The 20,974-nt window shown below is 59.7% G+C and carries 16 protein-coding genes; 14 read left to right on the top strand and 2 right to left on the bottom strand.

Annotated features, from left to right (window positions below; genetic code table 11):
* Window positions 1-182 (bottom strand): hypothetical protein (locus LO50_RS25380; RefSeq protein WP_044315397.1); only part of this gene is annotated, 182 nt, incomplete at its 3' end.
* A gap of 90 nt (window positions 183-272) precedes the next feature.
* Between LO50_RS25380 and rpmE the strand changes: the two genes are divergently transcribed.
* The 3 genes from rpmE (at window position 273) to LO50_RS14085 (ending at window position 2,718) form a co-directional block, all read left to right on the top strand.
* Window positions 273-485 carry a 50S ribosomal protein L31 gene (rpmE, locus tag LO50_RS14075; protein ID WP_014821726.1) on the top strand — a complete coding sequence of 71 codons (213 nt, stop codon included), beginning with the start codon at window positions 273-275 and terminating at the stop codon, window positions 483-485.
* A gap of 20 nt (window positions 486-505) precedes the next feature.
* On the top strand, window positions 506-1,300 hold the full coding sequence (locus tag LO50_RS14080) for a thermonuclease family protein (RefSeq protein WP_044315398.1): 795 nt from the start codon (window positions 506-508) through the stop codon (window positions 1,298-1,300).
* Window positions 1,301-1,449: 149 nt separating this feature from the next.
* On the top strand, window positions 1,450-2,718 hold the full coding sequence (locus tag LO50_RS14085) for a malic enzyme-like NAD(P)-binding protein (RefSeq protein WP_014821724.1): 1,269 nt from the start codon (window positions 1,450-1,452) through the stop codon (window positions 2,716-2,718).
* 63 nt (window positions 2,719-2,781) lie between these two features.
* On the opposite strand, the gene LO50_RS14090 is transcribed toward LO50_RS14085, so the two are convergent.
* Window positions 2,782-5,214 (bottom strand): penicillin-binding protein 1A, encoded by a 2,433-nt coding sequence (locus tag LO50_RS14090; RefSeq protein ID WP_044315399.1) that lies wholly within the window; start codon window positions 5,212-5,214, stop codon window positions 2,782-2,784.
* 180 nt (window positions 5,215-5,394) lie between these two features.
* Here LO50_RS14090 and LO50_RS14095 point away from each other — a divergent pair, with 180 nt between their 5' ends.
* The 11 genes from LO50_RS14095 (at window position 5,395) to hemE (ending at window position 20,926) form a co-directional block, all read left to right on the top strand.
* Window positions 5,395-6,459 carry a pilus assembly protein PilM gene (locus tag LO50_RS14095; RefSeq protein WP_044315400.1) on the top strand — a complete coding sequence of 355 codons (1,065 nt, stop codon included), beginning with the start codon at window positions 5,395-5,397 and terminating at the stop codon, window positions 6,457-6,459.
* Window positions 6,459-7,031 (top strand): type 4a pilus biogenesis protein PilN, encoded by a 573-nt coding sequence (pilN, locus tag LO50_RS14100; protein ID WP_014821721.1) that lies wholly within the window; start codon window positions 6,459-6,461, stop codon window positions 7,029-7,031. Before LO50_RS14095 ends, pilN begins: the two co-directional genes overlap by 1 nt.
* Window positions 7,028-7,651, top strand: coding sequence for a type 4a pilus biogenesis protein PilO (pilO, locus tag LO50_RS14105; RefSeq protein WP_044315401.1), 624 nt, complete (start codon window positions 7,028-7,030; stop codon window positions 7,649-7,651). Before pilN ends, pilO begins: the two co-directional genes overlap by 4 nt.
* Window positions 7,648-8,175: a type 4a pilus biogenesis lipoprotein PilP gene (gene pilP, locus LO50_RS14110; protein WP_003301042.1), complete on the top strand. Its 528-nt coding sequence runs from the start codon at window positions 7,648-7,650 to the stop codon at window positions 8,173-8,175. The genes pilO and pilP overlap by 4 nt, the downstream gene beginning before the upstream one ends.
* A 53-nt stretch (window positions 8,176-8,228) precedes the next feature.
* Window positions 8,229-10,343, top strand: coding sequence for a type IV pilus secretin PilQ (locus tag LO50_RS14115; protein ID WP_044315402.1), 2,115 nt, complete (start codon window positions 8,229-8,231; stop codon window positions 10,341-10,343).
* A 3-nt stretch (window positions 10,344-10,346) separates the two neighbouring features.
* Window positions 10,347-10,892 carry a shikimate kinase AroK gene (gene aroK, locus LO50_RS14120; RefSeq protein ID WP_044315403.1) on the top strand — a complete coding sequence of 182 codons (546 nt, stop codon included), beginning with the start codon at window positions 10,347-10,349 and terminating at the stop codon, window positions 10,890-10,892.
* A gap of 23 nt (window positions 10,893-10,915) precedes the next feature.
* Complete coding sequence (gene aroB / locus LO50_RS14125; protein ID WP_044315404.1) at window positions 10,916-12,019, top strand: 3-dehydroquinate synthase; 1,104 nt, start codon at window positions 10,916-10,918, stop codon at window positions 12,017-12,019.
* Window positions 12,020-12,029: 10 nt separating this feature from the next.
* Window positions 12,030-13,574 (top strand): AAA family ATPase, encoded by a 1,545-nt coding sequence (locus tag LO50_RS14130; protein WP_044315405.1) that lies wholly within the window; start codon window positions 12,030-12,032, stop codon window positions 13,572-13,574.
* A 173-nt stretch (window positions 13,575-13,747) separates the two neighbouring features.
* On the top strand, window positions 13,748-18,196 hold the full coding sequence (gltB, locus tag LO50_RS14135; protein WP_044315406.1) for a glutamate synthase large subunit: 4,449 nt from the start codon (window positions 13,748-13,750) through the stop codon (window positions 18,194-18,196).
* A 107-nt stretch (window positions 18,197-18,303) separates the two neighbouring features.
* Window positions 18,304-19,722, top strand: a complete 1,419-nt coding sequence (locus tag LO50_RS14140) for an FAD-dependent oxidoreductase (protein ID WP_003283491.1) — start codon at window positions 18,304-18,306, stop codon at window positions 19,720-19,722.
* Window positions 19,723-19,861: 139 nt separating this feature from the next.
* Window positions 19,862-20,926 carry a uroporphyrinogen decarboxylase gene (gene hemE / locus LO50_RS14145; protein ID WP_042926354.1) on the top strand — a complete coding sequence of 355 codons (1,065 nt, stop codon included), beginning with the start codon at window positions 19,862-19,864 and terminating at the stop codon, window positions 20,924-20,926.
* Window positions 20,927-20,974 lie beyond the last annotated feature (48 nt).

A 20,974-nucleotide genomic window follows, 5' to 3' on the forward strand; every position in this document is an offset into this window, starting at 1 on the left:
GACACGCCAGCCGGCGGCAGGTAATCGAACAGGCGACGCAGGGGTGAGGGCAGCGCCAGGCGGAGGATGCTGGAAGACACTCGATGATCCTTGGTGATGTGCGGCGATGGTAAACGATGACGCGATTCGGCGTCGTCGCGAGCGCGCCAGCGGCTCAGCGCGTCTGTCGCCCGCGCTTGCATCACCCTAGCGCTCTGGTATGATTCGCGCCCTACTTCGTGCGGTACTCGACATAGGGTCGGGTGGCGGCACACAATCCTAGAGGATTCACCATGAAAGCCGATATCCATCCTAATTACGTCGAAATCGAGGCCACCTGCAGCTGTGGCAACGTCATCAAGACCCGCTCCACGCTGGGCAAGAACCTGAGCCTCGACGTGTGCTCCGAGTGCCACCCGTTCTACACCGGCAAGCAGAAGGTGCTGGATACCGGCGGCCGTATCGATCGCTTCAAGCAACGTTTCGGTGTGTTCGGCGCCAAGTAAGCTGGCGTACCGGGAATCCAATGGGGTTTTCCGAGCACATGAAAAAGGCGTCCCTGGTGGGCGCCTTTTTCGTTTCTGTCTTCTGGCAAATTCAAGCGCTTGCCTTCTGCCCGTCGCCGGGGCGCTTGTCGACGCTGGAAGTGGCCCAAGTCGTTGACGGCGATACGCTGCGTCTGGTCGATGGTCGCAGCGTGCGGCTGATCGGCATCAACACGCCGGAGCTGGGGCGTGACGGGCGCAAGGCCGAGCCTTTCGCGCTGGCCGCACGGCGCCGACTGCAGGCGTTGGTGCAGGCCAGTGACGGGCGGGTCGGTCTGGTCCTGGGCCAGGAGCGGCAGGATCGCTATGGGCGCACGCTGGCCCATGCTTATGACGCGCAGGGACGTAATCTCGAAGCCGTGCTGCTTGCCGATGGCCTTGGCTTCATGGTCGCGGTGGCGCCGAATACACGGCTGGTGGCCTGTCAGCAGCGGGCCGAGCAGCAGGCGCGGCAAAACGGTCTGGGTGTCTGGCGCGAGCTGAAGCCCGGCTCGCCGCAATCGTTGAGGCGTGGTGGCTTCGCGCTGCTCGAAGGCAGGGTCGAGCGGGTCGAGCGCAATCGCGGCGGCTATTGGCTGGAAATGGATGGCCCGCTGGTGGTGAACATACCGCCGCAGGCGCTTGACGCATTCGATGTCCGGACAATGACCGTACTTGCCGGGAAGCGACTCGAGCTGAGGGGCTGGGTAGTCGACCGCCGCGGACGGGTGGGGGCCGCGCAGGCCCGCTGGATGCTGCGCGTCACCCATCCGGCGATGCTGGGGTTGTCGCGCTGATCGGCTGTTCGTAACGGCGCGTGAATCTACCCGGAAAGTCGTAGCGGCTTGGGCTTGACAGTCAGCCGGCCCGCTGGCTTGTGAGTGCGCTTGTTCTTGGCGTATGCTCGACCGCCTGTCTGTCCCAGTAAAATAAGCGGAAATGCCACATGACTGACCTGAAAACTGCCGCGCTCGAATACCATGCCCAGCCCCGTCCAGGGAAATTGAGCGTCGAGCTGACCAAGCCCACCGCCACTGCTCGTGATCTTTCCCTGGCCTACAGCCCGGGTGTAGCTGAGCCTGTGCGCGAGATCGCTCGCGATGCGGAGCTGGCTTACCGCTACACTGGCAAAGGCAACCTGGTGGCTGTTATCTCCGACGGCACCGCTATTCTCGGCTTGGGCAACCTTGGCCCGCTGGCTTCCAAGCCGGTGATGGAAGGCAAGGGCGTGCTGTTCAAGCGTTTCGCTGGCGTCGACGTATTCGACATCGAAGTCGATGCGGAAAGCCCGCAGGCCTTCATTGATACCGTCAAGCGCATCTCGATCACCTTTGGTGGCATCAATCTGGAAGATATCAAGGCGCCGGAGTGCTTCGAGATCGAGCGGGCGCTGATCGAGCAGTGCGATATCCCGGTTTTCCATGACGACCAGCATGGCACCGCCATCGTGACGGCTGCCGGCATGCTCAATGCGCTGGAAATCGCCGGCAAGACTCTCGAGCAGGCCAAGATCGTCTGCCTCGGTGCTGGGGCTGCCGCAACCTCGTGCATGAAGCTGCTGGTCAGCATGGGCGCGAAAATCGAGAACATCTTCATGATCGATCGCAAGGGCGTCATCCACGCCGGCCGTGACGATCTGAACCAGTACAAGGCTGTGTTCGCCCATGAAACCGACAAGCGCACTCTGGACGATGCGCTCGAAGGTGCCGACGTTTTCGTCGGCCTGTCAGGCGCCAATCTGCTGAGTCCGGAAGGTCTCAAGCGCATGGCGGCCAATCCGGTCGTCTTCGCCTGCTCCAATCCTGATCCGGAGATCAGCCCGGAGCTGGCGCATGCGACGCGTTCGGACGTGATCATGGCAACTGGTCGCTCGGACTACCCGAACCAGGTCAACAACGTACTGGGCTTCCCGTTCATCTTCCGTGGTGCGCTGGATGTTCGCGCCAAGCGCATTAACGAGGAGATGAAGATCGCGGCCGCCATTGCACTGCGCGATCTCGCCAAGTTGCCGGTGCCGGCTGAAGTGGCTGCTGCGTACGGTGTGGATAGTCTGGAATTCGGCCGCGAGTACATCATTCCGAAGCCAATGGATCCGCGTCTGATCACGTTGGTGTCTGATGCCGTGGCCAAGGCAGCCATCGAAAGTGGCGTGGCGACATTGCCTTACCCGTCGCATTATCCGCTGCAGTCAGTTAACGACGTTTTCAACGGCTGACCGCGCTGAAAAAACAAACCCCGCCAAGGCGGGGTTTTTTGTTGGCTGGCGAAAATTGGTCGATCAGAACAGATCCAGCGGGGCGGCTTCATCGGCCGGAAGAGGGCTTCCAGGTGCCTGGGTTCCAGAGTCGAATTCACCCATGGGGGGCGGCGAATCCTCGCTCTTGAAGACCTCGAAATAGGCGTCAGGCGTGCTGGGTGTGGCAGAGCGACCGCTGACTGGATCGATGCGCAGCTTGAGCAGCCCGTCCGGCTCCGCTGGCGGGTGCTCGGGCATGTCCTTTAGCACTGCGCTCATGTAGCTCATCCAGATCGGCAGAGCGACCGTGCCGCCATATTCGTTGCGCCCCAGGCTTTGTGGCTGGTCGAAGCCCGCCCATACCGTGGTTACGATGTCGGCGTTATAGCCGGAGAACCAGCTGTCGATGGAGTCGTTGGTGGTGCCGGTTTTGCCTGCGATGTCACCGCGACCCATGGCCAGCGCACGTCGCCCTGTGCCGCGCTTGATAACGTCCTGCAGCATGCTGGTCATGATGTAGGCGGTACGTTCATCGAGTACCTGCTCGGCAAGGCGTGGTTCGGCGTCGAGTGCCTCGCCGTCGTTCAGGTCTCTAGTGTCAGGCGCTGCGTAAGCCTCGGCCTGTGTTTCCTTGGTCTCGGTATTCCTCGATGGCACGCGTGCCGGGTTGGCCTCGAAGAGCAGCTTGCCTTCACGGTCTTCTATGCGCTGGATCAGGTATGGCTCGATCTTGTACCCACCGTTTGCAAAGGTCGTCCAGCCGGTGGCGATCTCCATAGGTGTAAGCGTCGCCGTACCCAATGCCAGAGATAGGTTGCGCGGCAGGTCCTGCGGATTGAAACCGAAGCGGCTGATGTAATCGACCGTGTGGTCGATGCCCATTGTCTGCAGCAGACGAATCGAAACCAGATTCCTCGATTTGTACAGCGCCTCGCGCATGCGGATCGGCCCGAGGAACGTATTGTTGTCGTTCTTCGGGCGCCAGATGCGGTCCATGCCCTGTTCGACAAAGACGATGGGGGAATCGTTGACCAGGCTCGCGGCGGTGTAGCCCGCGTCCAGCGCTGCGCTGTAAATGAACGGTTTGAAGCTTGACCCGGGTTGGCGCTTGGCCTGGATGGCGCGGTTGTAGTTGCTCTGGCCAAACGAGAAGCCGCCTGCGAGCGCTTCGATCGAACCATCCTGGGGGTCGAGTGAAACCAGTGCCGCCTGCGCCTGCGGCACCTGGCTGAATACGGCTGTTTCATCATCCTGCCAGCGAATGCGGACCACGTCGCCTAGCTTGACCACGTCGGCTGGGCGCTGCGGCCTTGGCCCCATGCTGTTGATGCCGAGGTAGGGGCGGGCCCACTTCATGCTGTCCCAAGCGACTGCGTGCTCGTTTCCGTCGCGCGTCAGCACCAGAATCCCGCTGGTCTCTACCTGAGTGACGACGGCCGGCTGCAGCCCGGAAAGGCTTCGGTACTTGGCCAGCTCGCTGGGCCAGCTTTCGCGCGGCAGTTCTGCGAGGCGCGCTTCCGGTCCGCGGTAGCCGTGCCGCTGGTCGTATTCAATCAGTCCGTTGTCGAGTGCGAGGTTGGCAGCAAGCTGCCGCTCGCTGGACACCGTGGTCTTTACCCGAAAGCCATCCGTGTAGGCAGCGCTGCCGAAGCGCCCCACCATCTCGGCGCGTGCCATCTCCGCGATGTAGGCGGCATCCAGCTCGGGGGCTGCGCCGTGGTACCGAGCGGTCTCAGGTTCGGCGAGTGCTTGCCGATAGCTAGTTTCATCCAGTGAGCCAAGTCTGTGCATGCGGCCCAGGATCCAGTCGCGTCGTTCTTTGCTGCGGGTCGGATTAACCAATGGGTTGAATGCGGAAGGTGCCTTCGGCAGGCCGGCGATCATCGCCAGCTGTGCGACGCTAAGCTCCGAAATGGGCTTGCCGTAATACACCTGAGAAGCCGCCTCGATTCCATAGGCACGATTGCCAAGGTAGATCTTGTTGACGTACAGCTCGAGGATTTCGTTCTTGCTGAGCTCTCGCTCTATCTGCAATGCCAGCAGTATCTCGTTGATCTTGCGCGAGAAACTCCGCTCACTGGTAAGGAAGTAATTCTTCGCCACCTGCATGGTAATGGTGCTGCCGCCGGTCTGAATCTGCCCACTTTTCAATAATTGCGTGGCAGCGCGCATCAGGCCGGTTATGTCGACGCCATAATGATTAGCGAAATTGTCGTCCTCGGCAGCCAGCAGTGCGTGGATGAATTCCTCAGGGATGTCCTCGAAGTGGATCGGTGAGCGTCGCATTTCCCCGAACTCGGCGATCAGCTTGTCATCCGCGCTATAAACCCGCAGCGGAATTTGAAGCTGTATGCTCCGCAGGGAATCGACGGAGGGGAGGCTGGGGCTGAGGTAGAGAAATGCGCCGCTGATGCTCAGCAAGAGTGCGCAAAAGACTGCGAAGCACGACCAGAGAAAAAATTTCAAAAAACGCATCAGGGTTCTTGGAATCCAGGATTTGGGGGAGGAAGACTGCGGCGATGCTGAAAGGGAAAACCGTTCACATTATATGCGGTTTTTTTGCCGGGTAGCCATTTGCGCTTCTGTCAAGGCTGTTATCTAATGTGGATAAACATAATTAATCCGTAAGTTGCGGATAAAGATAGGAAATCGGTCGTGCTAGGGCTCTTCACTAAGAAAGCGAACACGCTGCTTGGGATCGATATCAGTTCGACCTCAGTCAAGCTCCTCGAATTAAGTCGATCAGGTAGTCGCTACCGCGTCGAGGCGTATGCTGTCGAGCCGCTCCCGGCAAACGCCGTAGTTGAAAAGAACCTCGCCGAGGTCGAGGGCGTCGGCCAGGCATTGCAGCGGGTGGTTGCCAAGGCCAAGACCGGATGCAAGTCGGCGGTAGTGGCTGTTTCAGGCTCCGCGGTAATCACCAAGATCATCGAGATGGATGCTGGTTTGTCCGACGAAGAGCTCGAGAATCAGCTGAAGATCGAGGCGGACCAGTACATTCCCTATCCGCTGGAAGAAGTGGCGATCGACTTCGAAGTCCAGGGGCCGGCTCCTCGCTCTCCTGGCCGAGCAGAAGTCCTGCTCGCCGCTTGCCGCAAGGAAAACATCGAAATTCGTGAGGCAGCGCTTGCGCTGGCGGGGCTCACTGCCAAGGTGGTTGACGTCGAAGCCTATGCGCTTGAGCGGTCATACGGGCTACTCGCTCCACAGTTGGGTGCGGCGCATGGAGAGCTGACCGTCGCCGTGGTGGATATCGGTGCCACCATGACTACCCTCAGTGTTCTGCATAACGGTCGTACTATTTATACCCGTGAACAGCTTTTTGGTGGGCGTCAGCTGACGGAGGAAATTCAGCGACGCTACGGCCTTTCACAAGAAGAAGCTGGTCTAGCCAAAAAGCAAGGCGGCCTCCCAGACGACTACGACAGTGAGGTTTTGCTTCCGTTCAAAGAGGCAGTTGTGCAGCAGGTTTCTCGCTCGTTGCAGTTCTTCTTTGCGGCAGGACAGTTCCATGATGTCGACTGCATCCTGTTAGCGGGCGGGACGGCATCGATACCTGGGTTGGATCACATGATTCAGCAGAAGATCGGTACTCAGACTCTAGTTGCGAATCCATTCGCCGATATGGCTTTGAGCAGCAAAGTGAATGCTGGAGCGCTGGCTAGCGATGCGCCGGCCTTGATGATTGCTTGTGGCCTGGCGCTGAGGAGCTTCGACTAATGGCGCAAATCAACTTACTTCCGTGGCGTGAACAGCTGCGTGAAGAACGAAAGCAGCGTTTCCTAGCGTCTCTGGTCGGTGTGCTGGTCATAGCGGCTGGTCTGGTCTTTCTTGGAGATCGTTATTTTCAAGCTGCGATTGAGCAGCAGAGTGCGCGCAACGAGTTTGTCAAAAAGGAAATTGCGGTTCTTGATGCTCGTATTAAAGAAATCAAGGAATTGAAAGAGCGTCGTCAGCAACTACTGGAGCGCATGAAGATCATCCAGGACTTGCAAGGTAATCGACCTATTATCGGGCGAGTTTTTGATCAGCTTGTAAGAACTCTGCCGGATGGAGTGTATTTCACTTCGGTAAAAATGACCGGAAAGAACATTGCGATCATTGGTGCTGCCGAATCGAACAACCGTGTCTCCAACCTTATGCGCAATCTTGATGCCTCTGATTGGCTCGAAGCGCCGAATCTGAACGAGGTGAAAGCCGTCACCGCCGGTGCCGTGGATCAGGAAAATGTGTTCCAGCTGACGGTTCAGCAAACGCAGCCGGTTGCCGCTACGGAAGGAGCAAAGCCATGAGTCTGGCTGAATCGTTAGATAGTTTTCGCAAGATAGACTTCGCTGATCTCGATCTTAATAACCTCGGTTCTTGGCCTGCGCCGGTCAAGTTCATTGCTGGCGTTATGCTTCTCGCAGCGGTGCTTGCTCTAGGTTATTACTTTCATTTGCAGGATATGCAACTGCAATTGGAGCAGCAGCGCGCTCAGGAAGAAACCTTGAAGCAGCAGTTCTCGACCAAAGCCTTCCAGGCCGCCAATTTGGAAGCTTATAAAGCGCAAATGGCCGAGATGGAAACGTCGTTTGGTGCGTTATTGCGGCAACTGCCAAGCGATACCGAGGTCCCTGGGCTTCTGGAAGACATCACTCGAACGGGGCTCGGTAGTGGGCTGGAGTTCGAGGAAATCAAGTTGCAGCCAGAGGTGGCTCAGCAGTTTTATATCGAGTTGCCTATAGATATTAAGGTCGTTGGGGGATATCACGATCTGGCAACTTTCGTGAGTGGTGTGGCAAGCCTTCCGCGTATCGTCACGCTACATGATTTCGAGATCAAGACTGAAAAGAACGAAGCCACATCAAAATTGCGTATGAACATCGTCGCTAAGACTTATCGTTATAACGACAAGGGGCTGCAGAAATGAATCGCGCAAGACTTACTGCGTTGGGCTTAAGTCTGGTTGCGCTGACTGGCTGCGGCAGCAGCAACGACTTCGGCGATCTGCAGCAATATATGAATGAGGTCAGGGCGAAGCCGAAAGGGACGATTGAGCCGCTACCGGCATTCATTCCCTACGAAGCCTTTACCTATAGCGCTGCCGCCCTGCGACATCCGTTTCAGCCTCCCGTCAAGCTTGATTTAACCCAGCGGCAAAAGGGCTCAAAAGATATCCAGCCCGATGAGTCGCGAGTTAAGCAGTTTCTTGAGGGGTTCAATATCGAGAACTTCACGATGGTAGGCACGTTAGCCAATGGTGGGGGGCGGTACGCCTTGATCAAGGGCGGCGACGGGGTTCATCGCGTCAAGATTGGTGACTATTTGGGGCGCAACCATGGCCGTATCGTCGAGATCAGCGATGCGGGAGTGGATGTTGTGGAAATCGTACCTGATGGAGAGGGTGGGTGGCTCGAGCGCCCGCGCAGTCTGACCTTGAAAGAGCGCACCTAGCGCGGGGCAAAAGCATGGAAAACCTTTACCGGTCTGCACAACGGAAGCAATTTATGAACACTACCCTTTCACGCCTAGGTATCTCTTTGCTGGCGGCGTTTATTTCTCCAGCCCTGCTGGCGGCCAACCTGAACGCCCTCGATGTCGCTGCGCTGCCTGGCGACCGTGTTGAATTGAAGCTTGCGTTCGACGAACCGGTGGCTACACCGCGTGGTTATACCCTCGATCAGCCTGCGCGGATCGCTCTCGACCTACCCGGCGTATCCAATAAGCTCGGAGCGAAGAATCGCGAGCTAGGAGTTGGCAATGCGCGGAGCGTGACCGTCGTTGAAGCCCAAGGCCGTACCCGACTGATCGTTAATCTCAATACTCTGGTGCCCTACTCCACTCGCGTAGATGGTAACAATCTCTTTGTGGTACTGGGCGAAAGTTCGGGTGCTGTACGTGCCCCAGCTGTTTCAGCTGCGCCCGTTGCTCCAGTGGCTGCGCCTGCCAAGGCGATGGCTGTAGGTAAGGCGATCGAGAATATCGATTTCCGTCGGGGTGAAGACGGTGCCGGGAACGTCGTTATTACGCTCTCTGACCCATCGGTAGGCTCGACCATTGAGGAGCAGGGCGGAAAAATTCGTGTCCTCTTCGACAAGACTCAACTGCCAGAGGCGCTGCGTGTTCGTCTTGATGTTCAGGATTTCGCTACGCCCGTGAAGTTTGTCGATTCGTCAGCTCAGGCCGGTGGAGCCAGTGTCGCCATCGAGCCGACCGGTCGATACGATTATCTGGCGTACCAGACAGACAACAAACTGACCATCAGCATCAAGCCTCTGACTGAGGATGAAGCCGAGAAACGCAAGACTGAGCGTTTTGCTTATTCGGGCGAGAAACTCTCGCTCAACTTTCAGGATATCGACGTTCGGTCCGTACTGCAGCTGATCGCTGACTTCACCGATCTGAACCTGGTGGCGAGCGATACCGTCGCTGGCAACATAACCCTGCGTCTGCAAAACGTGCCTTGGGACCAGGCGCTGGATCTGGTGCTTAAAACCAAAGGTCTGGATAAGCGCCAGGTTGGTAACGTGCTGCTGGTCGCGCCTGCCGACGAGATTGCTGCCCGTGAGCGTCAGGAGCTTGAGTCGCAGCGGCAGATCGCCGAGCTTGCTCCACTTCGTCGCGAGGTCGTTCAGGTCAATTATGCAAAAGCTGCCGATATCGCGCGGCTTTTTCAGTCGGTGACGGGTAGCGATGCCATTACAGCCGATCGAGGTTCGATCGCGGTCGACGATCGTACAAACAACATCATTGCGTATCAGACGCAAGAGCGGCTGGATGAATTGCGCCGCATCGTTGTGCAGCTAGATATTCCTGTGAGGCAGGTAATGATTGAGGCGCGCATCGTCGAGGCTAACGTTGGGTACGACAAAGCGCTTGGAGTTCGGTGGGGCGGCAATTACACCAACGATAATTGGGGGTTCTACGGTAAAGATGGAGCTATTGGCGTTGACGAAGAAACAGGGCGTGCAGGTTTGCCTGGAACCGACAAAGTCGGTAACTTCACCCTGAAGGATGCTTTGGCGCCGGTTCCATTCGTCGACTTGGGTGTGGCGAATAGTACCGCCGGGATCGGGATTGGCTATGTGTCGGACTATGGCATCTTAGATCTACAGCTGTCTGCAATGGAAAAGACCGGGAATGGGGAGATCGTTTCGCAGCCCAAGGTCGTAACGGCTGATAAGGAAACCGCTAAGATCTTGAAGGGTTCCGAGATACCCTATCAAGAGGCCAGTTCGAGTGGTGCCACCTCTACATCCTTCAAAGAGGCAGCGCTGTCGTTAGAGGTGACGCCGCAAATCACTCCTGACAACCGCATCATCATGGAAGTCAAGGTCACAAAGGACGCCCCTGATTTCGCCAACGCACTGAATGGCGTGCCCCCGATTAACAAGAATGAAGTCAATGCCAAGGTCCTTGTGACGGATGGAGAGACGATAGTCATTGGTGGCGTCTTCTCCAATAGCCAGATCAGCAGCATAGAAAAAGTTCCTTTCTTAGGTGATGTTCCGTTCGTTGGTCGCTTGTTCCGGCGAGATATAGTCGAAGACACAAAATCCGAGCTTCTAGTGTTCCTGACGCCTAGAATTCTTAACTACCGAGCGGTCGCCGTAGGGCAATAGTCGTTGCACAACTTCATTCTCGTAGGCCCGATGGGTGCTGGCAAAAGCACCATCGGGCGCTTGCTTGCCAAAGAGCTTCGTTTGCCGTTCAAGGACTCCGATAAGGAGATTGAGCAGCGGACAGGTGCCAGCATTCCACTGATTTTTGACGTGGAGGGTGAGGGCGGTTTTCGCGAGCGGGAGCGGGCGGTGATCGCCGATCTCTGCCAGCTCGAGGGAGTGGTGCTGGCCACTGGCGGTGGTGCGGTGTTGCGAGAGGATAATCGGCAGGCCCTTCGTGCGGGTGGGCAAGTCGTCTATCTTTGCACGTCGGTCGACCAGCAGCTTGAACGCACCGCCCGCGACCGCAACCGGCCGCTATTGCAGGCTAGTGATCCCCGCAGCGTTTTGTCCGCCCTCATGGCCATTCGCGATCCGCTATATCGCTCGATAGCGGACGTCATCATCGAAACCGACGAACGTCCGCCGCGGATGGTTGTGACGGAAATTCTCGACCGGCTCGCGTCTTTGCCGCCTCGTGAAAGCCGGGATGAATCTGCGCTATCCTAGACCCCTTTATTGTTGGGGGCCCCATGCAGACTCTTCAGGTCGATCTCGGTGAGCGTAGCTATCCCATTCATATTGGCGAGCGGTTGATTGATCGCGCCGAGCTGTTTTCCGACAGGATCCGTGGGCGGCAGGTGGCCGTTGTCACCAATGAAACTGTTGCGCCGCTGTATCTCGATCGACTGACTCAGACCCTTTCCGACTACTCTGTCACTCCGGTGATTCTTCCCGACGGGGAGGAACACAAGAACTGGCAAACCCTGCAGCTCATCTTCGACTCTCTGCTCGGAGCTAGGCACGATCGCAATACCACGGTTATCGCGCTGGGTGGCGGCGTCATTGGCGATATGGCGGGCTATGCAGCTGCCAGCTATCAGCGTGGCGTGGACTTCATTCAGGTTCCCACCACGCTATTGTCGCAAGTGGACTCTTCGGTTGGCGGCAAGACCGGTATCAATCACCCTCTAGGCAAAAACATGATCGGGGCGTTCTATCAGCCCCGAGCGGTCATCATTGACACCGCGACCTTGAAGACATTGCCGCCTCGTGAACTTTCTGCGGGACTGGCTGAGGTGATCAAGTATGGGCTTATCTGCGACGAGCCCTTCCTTGGCTGGCTTGAGGCAAATGTTGATCGACTTCGAGCGCTTGATCCTGTGGTGCTGACGGAGGCGATCCATCGCTCCTGCGCTGCAAAGGCCAAGGTGGTGAACGCTGATGAGCGCGAGTCCGGCGTGCGCGCGATTCTCAATCTAGGTCACACATTTGGCCACGCGATAGAAACACATATGGGCTATGGCGTCTGGTTGCATGGTGAGGCCGTGTCGGCGGGAACCGTGATGGCGTTGGAGATGTCTTGTCAGCTGGGCTGGATCACGCGGATGGAGCGTGACCGGGCCATCAGGTTGCTGCAGCGCGCGGCGCTTCCGGTCGTTCCCCCTGCGCAGATGAAGCCGCAGGACTTTCTCGAGCACATGGCCGTCGACAAGAAGGTTCTAGACGGTCGGCTACGCCTCGTGTTGCTGCGGCGAATGGGCGAGGCTGTTGTGACCGGGGACTTCCCTCGCGACGTGCTGGAAACCACCTTGAGCGCCAGTTACGGTGCAATGACGGAACACCTTGGAGCATAAGAAAATTTCCATGACCAGTTTGTCTGCGGACGACGCGTTTCTGAATCACTATGGCTTCAGCCATGACCCGTTTGCTGCTCGCGTTCCGGGCTTCAAGTTCTTCCCCGCGCAGCGCAAGCCGGTGCTTGGGCAGCTTCATCATCTGGCGCGCTACAGCCAGTTGCTGCTGCTGGTTACCGGGCCGGAGGGAAGTGGAAAAACCCTTTTGCGTCAGGCACTGGTTGCCAGTAGCAACAAGCAGGCGGTTCAGAGCGTAGTCATTACCCCTCAGGCTACGATGGATGCGAGCGCGCTGTTGGCACAGATCGCTCAAGCACTGAACAGCCAGGAGGCCGATTTCGACGGCGTGATGGCCCAGGTCATCCAGCTGGCGTTGACAGGTCAGGAAGTCTATCTATTGGTCGACGACGCCGAGCAGTTGACGGGTGCTGCGGTGGAAACTCTTCTGCGTCTAGCTGTGGGCACCCCTGAGGCCAGGCCGCATGTGTTCCTGTTCGGTGAGTCTGCGCTTGGCGGGCGGCTCGAGGCCTTGAGTGATGGCGAGGAGCGCTACCATGCCATCGCGCTGCAGCCGTATGAAGAGGACGAAACCAGGGAGTACCTGGCATTGCGGCTGGAGGGTGCCGGTAGCGGCCTAGAGTGTCTGAGCGAAGAGCAGATTGGTCGTATCCATGAGCAGTCTGGTGGTTGGCCGGGGGCGATCAATCAGTTGGCCCGAGACGAGCTCATCGCCGCGATGCAGAGCAAGCGCGGTCGGCGGAAATCAGGCGGTATCGGATTTCCGCTACCCAAAAAACATTTGGTCGCTGTAGTCGCAGTCCTTGTTCTTATAGCGGTCGGCTTTCTTTACTTGCGTGGCGGCGATTCCGAGCGCCCTTCGGCCCCTGAAGTGACCTCCCTGCCGCTCGATGCTTCGCCTGTCTCGGGGCCGGCTGCTGAGACCGCGGAGCAGGACCCGGCTGCCATCGAGTTCGATGGACAAGAGCGGCCGTTGTCCCTGCCACTGGGTGGCGACGCACAGCCGGTGGTGCGCGAGCCGCTGGCAGCCGCTGCTGGTGGCGAGAGCGAGGACGAGAATGGCGGGCCCACCGCGAATGCCGCAATCCCTACAATTCCAGCACCAGCACCAGCACCGAGCGAGCGTGTTCAGCCCGCACCCGCTCCGCAAGTTGCTGCTCCGGCTCCCGCTCCGGCGCCAGCGTCACGCCAAGTGCGGCCGAATGCCGCAGAGCGTGCGCCTGCTGCAGCAACTGCCTCGGGCTCAACCAATAGCACTTGGTATGCGAGTCAGCCGGGAAGCAATTATCTGGTTCAAATTCTGGGCACCCGTGTCGAGAAGAATGCTCAAGCGATCGTCCAGCAGCATGGCGGTAACTACCGATACTTCGCCAAAGTGCATGAAGGCAAGCCGCTCTACGTCGTGACTTACGGCAACTTCGCGAATCGTGCTGCTGCGGTCGCAGCGGTCAAGACGCTGCCCGTCTCGTTGCAGGCTGGCAAGCCGTGGGTACGAAATTTGGCAGGCGTGCAACAGGAAATCAAACAGACTCGATAGAAAAATGCCCCAAAAAAGTGCGCAATGCACCTTTTTGGGGCTTGCAAAAATAAATTGTGTCGCTCTAGCTGGCTTTGTAAACTGCTCCCCCTTTTGCCCACGTGAATGACGGGGTGAGTCTCTGCCCGTCAATAAGGGGTTGATTTACAACGCATTTAGCTGGTGGAGTGCCTATGAGAGCAGGTCTTTTTCGTCCTGAAGAGTTCAAGGATAACTGCGGCTTCGGTCTGATTGCCCACATGCAGGGCGAGGCTAGCCATCACCTGCTAAAGACTGCCATTCAGTCCCTGACCTGCATGACTCACCGCGGTGGCATCAACGCTGACGGCAAAACCGGTGACGGTTGCGGTCTGCTGATGCAGAAGCCCGACGCATTTCTGCGTGCCCAGGCTCTGGAGCATTTCAACGCCGAGCTGCCTGCGCAGTATGCCGTCGGGATGATCTTTCTAGATCAGGACGCCAGCAAGGCGGACAAGGCCCGCGCTCGTCTCAGTGAAGAGATTATCGCCCAAGGTCTGACGCTGGTCGGCTGGCGTGAAGTGCCGGTCGATACCAGCGTGCTGGGCCAGCTTGCTCTTGAGCGTCTGCCGCGGATCGAGCAGGTCTTTGTCTCCGGCGATGGATTGGACGAGCGCGAGTTCGGCATCAAGCTTTTCTTCGCACGCCGCCGCGCCGAAGTCGCGCTCGCCGACGACAGCGCCTTCTACGTTTGCAGCCTCTCCGACAAGGACATCATCTACAAGGGCCTGATGATGCCCGCCGACCTGGCGCAGTTTTATCCTGACCTGGGCGATGAGCGTCTCGCCACTGCGATCTGCGTATTCCACCAGCGTTTCTCCACCAACACCATGCCGCAATGGCGCCTGGCTCAGCCGTTCCGTTTCCTCGCGCACAACGGTGAGATCAATACCATCACCGGCAACCGTAACTGGGCGCAGGCACGTCGCCTGAAGTTCGCCAACGAGCTGCTGCCCGACCTGGAAAGCCTGTCGCCGCTGATCAATCGCACCGGCTCGGACTCTTCCAGCATGGACAACATGCTTGAGCTCTTGGTCACCGGCGGAATGGATCTGTTCCGTGGCCTGCGTATGATCATTCCGCCGGCGTGGCAGAACGTCGAGACCATGGACCCCGATCTGCGGGCGTTCTATGAGTTCAACTCCATGCACATGGAACCCTGGGATGGCCCGGCTGGCGTGGTGCTTACCGACGGTCGCCATGCAGTCTGCCTGCTCGACCGCAACGGCCTGCGCCCGGCACGCTGGGTGACCACCAAGAACGGCTACATTACCCTCGCCTCCGAAGTTGGCGTCTGGGATTACAAACCGGAAGACGTCCTGGCCAAGGGCCGTGTCGGGCCGGGGCAGATCCTCGCCGTGGACACCCACACCGGCAAGGTGCTGCACACCGACGACATCGACAATCGCCTCAAGGCACAGCAGCCCTACAAGAAGTGGCTGCGGCAGAACGCCCTGCGCATCCAGTCGACCCTGGACGACAACGACCATGGTTCGGCCTTCTACGATGCCGACCAGCTCAAGCAGTACATGAAGATGTACCAGGTCACCTTCGAGGAGCGTGACCAGGTACTGCGTCCGTTGGCCGAGCAAGGCCAGGAAGCGGTCGGCTCGATGGGTGACGATACGCCCATGGCGGTCCTGTCGTGTCGTGTGCGCTCGCCCTACGACTACTTCCGCCAGCAGTTCGCGCAGGTCACCAATCCGCCGATCGACCCGCTGCGCGAAGCCATCGTCATGTCGCTGGAAACCTGCCTGGGTGCCGAGCGCAATGTCTTCGAGGAAACCGCCGAGCACGCCAACCGCGCGATCCTGACTACCCCGGTGATCTCGCCGGCGAAGTGGCGCACGATCATGAACCTGGAGCGTCCGGGTTTCGAACGTCTGGTGATCGACCTGAACTACGACGAAACCATCGGCCTTGAGGCGGCGATTCGCAATATTGCCGATCAGGCCGAGGAAGCCGTACGTGGTGGCAAGGTGCTGCTGGTCCTCAGCGATCGTCATATCGCACCAGGCAAACTGCCGGTTCATGCTTCGCTGGCCGTGGGTGCGGTTCACCACCGTCTGGTGGAAACCGGCCTGCGCTGCAGCTGCAACATCCTGGTGGAAACCGCCACGGCCCGTGATCCGCACCATTTCGCGGTACTGATCGGCTTCGGCGCGACTGCGGTCTACCCGTTCCTTGCTTTCGAAGTGCTGGGCGACCTGATCCGCACTGGCGAAGTGCTGGGCGACCTCTATGAGGTGTTCAAGCACTATCGCAAGGGCATCTCCAAGGGGCTGATGAAGATCATCTCCAAGATGGGCATCTCGACCATCGCCTCCTACCGCGGCGCGCAGCTGTTCGAAGCTGTTGGCTTGGCTGAAGAAGTCGTGGACCTCAGCTTCCGCGGCGTGGCCAGCCGTATTAAGGGCGCGCGCTTCGAGGATCTGGAGGCCGAGCAGAAGGCCCTCGCCGCCGAAGCCTGGAGCAGCCGCAAGCCGATCCAGCAGGGTGGCCTGCTCAAGTTCGTCTACGGTGGCGAATACCACGCGTACAACCCGGATGTAGTCAGCGCGCTGCAGGTGGCGGTGCAGAGCGGCAATTACAGCCGCTTCAAGGAATACACCGCGTTGGTCGACCAGCGTCCGGTGGCCATGCTCCGCGACTTGCTCAAGGTCAAGGTGGCTGACCAGCCGCTGGCGCTGGAAGAGGTCGAGCCGCTTGAGGCGATTCTCAAGCGGTTTGATTCCGCTGGTATTTCGCTGGGCGCCCTGTCGCCGGAAGCCCACGAAGCCATCGCCGCGGCGATGAACCGCATCGGCGCGCGCTCGAACTCAGGTGAGGGCGGTGAAGACCCGGCCCGCTACGGCACCGAGCGCAGCTCGAAGATCAAGCAGGTAGCGACCGGCCGCTTCGGTGTCACGCCGGAATACCTGGTCAATGCAGAAGTGCTGCAGATCAAGGTCGCCCAGGGCGCCAAGCCCGGTGAAGGCGGCCAGTTGCCTGGTGGCAAGGTCAACGGCCTGATCGCGCGGCTGCGCTATGCAGTACCGGGCGTCACACTGATCTCTCCGCCGCCGCACCACGACATCTACTCCATCGAGGATCTGGCCCAGCTGATCTTCGACCTCAAGCAGGTCAACCCGCAGGCGCTGGTTTCGGTCAAACTGGTGGCCGAGCCGGGCGTGGGTACCATCGCCGCCGGTGTGGCCAAGGCCTATGCCGACCTGATCACCATCTCCGGCTACGACGGCGGCACCGGCGCTTCGCCGCTGACCTCCATTCGCTATGCCGGCTCGCCCTGGGAGCTCGGCCTGGCCGAAACCCACCAGACCCTGCGCGGCAACGACCTGCGCGGCAAGGTCCGGGTGCAGACCGATGGCGGCCTGAAGACTGGCCTCGACGTGATCAAGGCCGCGATCCTCGGCGCCGAAAGCTTTGGCTTCGGTACTGCGCCGATGATCGCCTTGGGCTGCAAGTACCTGCGCATCTGCCACCTGAACAACTGCGCCACCGGCGTTGCCACGCAGAACGAGCAGCTGCGCAAGGATCACTTCATCGGCACCGTCGACATGGTGGTCAACTTCTTCCAGTTCGTCGCCGAAGAAACCCGCGAGTGGCTGGCCAAGCTGGGCGTGCGTAGCCTGGGCGAGCTGATCGGGCGTACCGATCTGCTCGAAGTGCTGCCGGGTGAAACGGCCAAGCAGAACAACCTGGATCTGTCGCCCCTGCTCGGCAGCAGCAACATCGCCGCCGACAAGCCGCAATTCTGCTTGGTCGAGAAGAACCCGCCGTTCGACCAGGGCCTGCTGGCCGAAGAAATGGTCAAGCTCGCCAAAGGCGCCATCGATGCCAAGAGCGGTGGTGAGTTCGAACTGGAAATCTGTAACTGCGACCGCTCCATTGGTGCCCGTGTCTCCGGCGAGATCGCTCGCCAGCATGGCAACCAGGGCATGGCCGGTGCGCCGATCACCTTCCGCTTCAAAGGCACTGCCGGCCAGAGCTTCGGCGTCTGGAACGCCGGTGGCCTCAATCTCTATCTGGAAGGCGATGCCAACGATTACGTCGGCAAGGGAATGACCGGCGGCAAGCTGGTGGTCACGCCGCCGCAGGGCGCCAGCTATCGGTCCCAGGATTCGGCGATCATCGGCAACACCTGTCTGTACGGCGCTACTGGCGGCAAGCTGTTCGCTGCAGGTACCGCGGGTGAGCGTTTCGCGGTACGCAACTCTGGCGCCCACGCAGTTGTCGAGGGTACTGGCGACCATTGCTGCGAGTACATGACCGGTGGCTTCGTCTGCGTGCTTGGCAAGACCGGACACAACTTTGGCTCGGGCATGACCGGTGGTTTCGCCTATGTGCTGGACATGGACAACAGTTTCGTGGACCGGGTGAACAACGAGCTGGTCAACCTGCAGCGCATCACCGGCGAGGCGATGGAAGCCTATCGCAGCCATCTGCAGGACGTGCTGCGCGAATACGTTGCTGAAACCGCGAGTGAGTGGGGGGCTGAGCTGCTGGATAATCTCGACGACTACCTGCGTCGGTTCTGGCTGGTCAAGCCCAAGGCGGCCAACCTGGCTTCGCTGCTGTCGAGCACCCGGGCCAACCCGCAATAACAATAAGCCGCTTCAGGCAGCGGCCCCAGCCAACGCGGGGCCGCTGCTCACCCTGATTGTCTTGCAGCCGTATGTATTGCCTACGGTTGCTGTTGAGAGGTTTTGAAATGACTGAACGTCTGAATAACGACTTCCAGTTCATCGAGGTCGGGCGCAAGGATCCGAAGAAGAAGCTGCTGCGCCAGCGCAAGAAGGAGTTCGTCGAGATCTACGAACCCTTCAAGCCGCAGCAAGCCTGCGAACAGGCCCACCGCTGCCTGGGTTGCGGCAACCCCTATTGCGAGTGGAAGTGCCCGGTCCACAACTATATTCCCAACTGGCTCAAGCTGGTCTCCGAGGGCAACATCCTCGCGGCCGCCGAGCTGGCGCACCAGACCAACACCCTGCCGGAAGTCTGCGGCCGCGTCTGCCCGCAGGATCGCCTCTGCGAGGGCGCCTGCACCCTGAATGATGGCTTTGGTGCGGTGACCATCGGCTCGGTGGAGAAGTACATCGCCGATACCGCCTTCGCCATGGGCTGGCGGCCCGACATGTCCAAGGTCAAGCCGACCGGCAAGAAAGTCGCGATCATCGGTGCCGGCCCGGCAGGGCTGGGCTGTGCCGATATTCTCGTGCGCAACGGCGTGACCCCGGTGGTGTTCGACAAGAACCCCGAGATCGGCGGTCTGCTGACCTTCGGCATTCCCGAGTTCAAGCTGGAAAAGACCGTACTCAGCCGTCGTCGCGAAATCTTCGGCGGCATGGGCATCGAGTTTCGTCTTAACACCGAGGTAGGCAAGGACATCACCATCGACCAGCTGCTGGCCGATTACGACGCCGTGTTCATGGGCATGGGCACCTACACCTACATGAAGGGCGGCTTCCCCGGTGAAGACCTGCCGGGCGTGTACGACGCGCTGGATTTCCTCATCGCCAACGTCAACCGCAACCTCGGTTTCGAGAAGTCTGCCGAAGACTTCATCGACATGAAGGGCAAGAAGGTCGTGGTGCTGGGCGGCGGTGATACTGCGATGGACTGCAACCGCACCTCCATTCGCCAGGGTGCGAAGAGTGTGACCTGCGCCTACCGTCGTGATGCGGCGAACATGCCGGGCTCGCGCCGCGAAGTGAAGAACGCCAAGGAAGAGGGCGTGAAGTTCCTCTTCAACCGCCAGCCCATCGCCATCGTCGGCGAAGGCAAGGTTGAGGGTGTAAAGGTGGTCGAGACACGTCTCGGCGCACCAGACGCCCGCGGTCGCCGCAGCCCGGAGCCGATTCCGGGTTCCGAGCAGGTGCTGCCGGCCGATGCCGTGGTCATCGCCTTTGGTTTCCGTCCGAGCCCGGCGCCGTGGTTCGAAGCCCAGGGCATCCAGATCGACAACCAGGGCCGCGTCGTGGCACCCGAGGTGGGTCAGTTCAAGCACCAGACCAGCAACCCGAAGATCTTCGCCGGCGGCGACATGGTCCGCGGCTCCGATCTGGTGGTGACGGCGATCTTCGAAGGTCGTCAGGCTGCCGAAGGCATCATGGATTATCTCGGCGTCTGATCGGGCGTTGCCGGGCATCGAAGGGCGCCCGGAGTGGCCTGATTTGAATCAAGCCCATAGCTAAATGGCACGGCGCTCGCCGTGCCTTTTTTTTTCTGCTTTGCGACAATGCACGGCACTTTTACGCTGGAACCCTGCCATGACCGTCTTGAAGAACGACCGCTTCCTTCGTGCCCTGCTCAAGCAGCCTGTCGACGTCACCCCGGTGTGGATGATGCGCCAGGCCGGCCGCTATCTGCCCGAGTACCGGGCCAGCCGCGCCAAGGCCGGTGACTTCATGAGCCTGTGCATGAACCCCGAACTCGCCTGCGAGGTCACCCTGCAGCCGCTGGACCGCTATCCGCTGGATGCCGCGATCCTGTTCTCCGACATCCTCACCGTACCGGACGCCATGGGTTTGGGTCTGTACTTCGAGACCGGCGAGGGACCGCGCTTCAAGAAGGTGGTGAGCACCGCTGCGGACATCGAGGCGCTGCCGATTCCCGATCCGGAGAAGGACCTGGGCTATGTGATGGACGCAGTGCGTACCATTCGCCGCGAACTCAATGGCCGCGTGCCGCTGATAGGGTTCTCCGGCAGCCCCTGGACTCTGGCGACCTACATGGTCGAGGGCGGCTCGTCGAAGGACTTCCGCAAGTCCAAGGCGATGCTCTACGAGAACCCGCAAGCGATGCACGCCCTGCTGGACAAGCTGGCGCAGTCGGTCACCAGCTACCTCAATGGCCAGATCCTCGCCGGCGCCCAGGCGGTGCAGATATTCGATTCCTGGGGTGGCAGCCTGTCGGCCGCGGCCTATCAGGAGTTCTCCCTGGCCTACATGCGCAAGATCGTCGATGGCCTGATTCGCGAACATGACGGCCGCCGCGTGCCGGTCATCATGTTCACCAAGGGCGGCGGCCTCTGGCTGGAATCGATGGCCGACTCGGGCGTCGAAGCGCTGGGGCTGGACTGGACCTGCGATATCGGCGAGGCACGCCGCCGCGTCGGCGGCAAGGTCGCCCTGCAGGGCAACATGGACCCGAGCGTGCTCTATGCCAAGCCCGACGCCATCCGCGCGGAGGTGGCGCGCATTCTGGCCAGTTTCGGCCATGGCGAAGGCCACGTGTTCAACCTGGGCCACGGCATCACGCCGGAAGTCGATCCCGCTCATGCCGGCGCCTTCATCGAGTCGGTCCACGAGCTGTCGGCGCAGTACCACGGCTGATTTGCCAGCGGCTCCAGGAAAACGCCCCGCATTTGCGGGGCGTTTTGC

This window comes from Stutzerimonas stutzeri (assembly GCF_000935215.1).
GTDB lineage: Bacteria > Pseudomonadota > Gammaproteobacteria > Pseudomonadales > Pseudomonadaceae > Stutzerimonas.

What these genes read in the sequence shown, in the direction of transcription:
- rpmE (WP_014821726.1), top strand. Translation starts at nt 273, where the DNA reads ATGAAAGCCGATATCCATCCTAATTACGTCGAAATCGAGGCCACCTGC.
- LO50_RS14080 (WP_044315398.1), top strand. Translation starts at nt 506, where the DNA reads ATGGGGTTTTCCGAGCACATGAAAAAGGCGTCCCTGGTGGGCGCCTTT.
- LO50_RS14085 (WP_014821724.1), top strand. Translation starts at nt 1,450, where the DNA reads ATGACTGACCTGAAAACTGCCGCGCTCGAATACCATGCCCAGCCCCGT.
- LO50_RS14090 (WP_044315399.1), bottom strand. Translation starts at nt 5,214, where the DNA reads ATGCGTTTTTTGAAATTTTTTCTCTGGTCGTGCTTCGCAGTCTTTTGC.
- pilN (WP_014821721.1), top strand. Translation starts at nt 6,459, where the DNA reads ATGGCGCAAATCAACTTACTTCCGTGGCGTGAACAGCTGCGTGAAGAA.
- pilO (WP_044315401.1), top strand. Translation starts at nt 7,028, where the DNA reads ATGAGTCTGGCTGAATCGTTAGATAGTTTTCGCAAGATAGACTTCGCT.
- pilP (WP_003301042.1), top strand. Translation starts at nt 7,648, where the DNA reads ATGAATCGCGCAAGACTTACTGCGTTGGGCTTAAGTCTGGTTGCGCTG.
- LO50_RS14115 (WP_044315402.1), top strand. Translation starts at nt 8,229, where the DNA reads ATGAACACTACCCTTTCACGCCTAGGTATCTCTTTGCTGGCGGCGTTT.
- aroB (WP_044315404.1), top strand. Translation starts at nt 10,916, where the DNA reads ATGCAGACTCTTCAGGTCGATCTCGGTGAGCGTAGCTATCCCATTCAT.
- LO50_RS14130 (WP_044315405.1), top strand. Translation starts at nt 12,030, where the DNA reads ATGACCAGTTTGTCTGCGGACGACGCGTTTCTGAATCACTATGGCTTC.
- gltB (WP_044315406.1), top strand. Translation starts at nt 13,748, where the DNA reads ATGAGAGCAGGTCTTTTTCGTCCTGAAGAGTTCAAGGATAACTGCGGC.
- LO50_RS14140 (WP_003283491.1), top strand. Translation starts at nt 18,304, where the DNA reads ATGACTGAACGTCTGAATAACGACTTCCAGTTCATCGAGGTCGGGCGC.
- hemE (WP_042926354.1), top strand. Translation starts at nt 19,862, where the DNA reads ATGACCGTCTTGAAGAACGACCGCTTCCTTCGTGCCCTGCTCAAGCAG.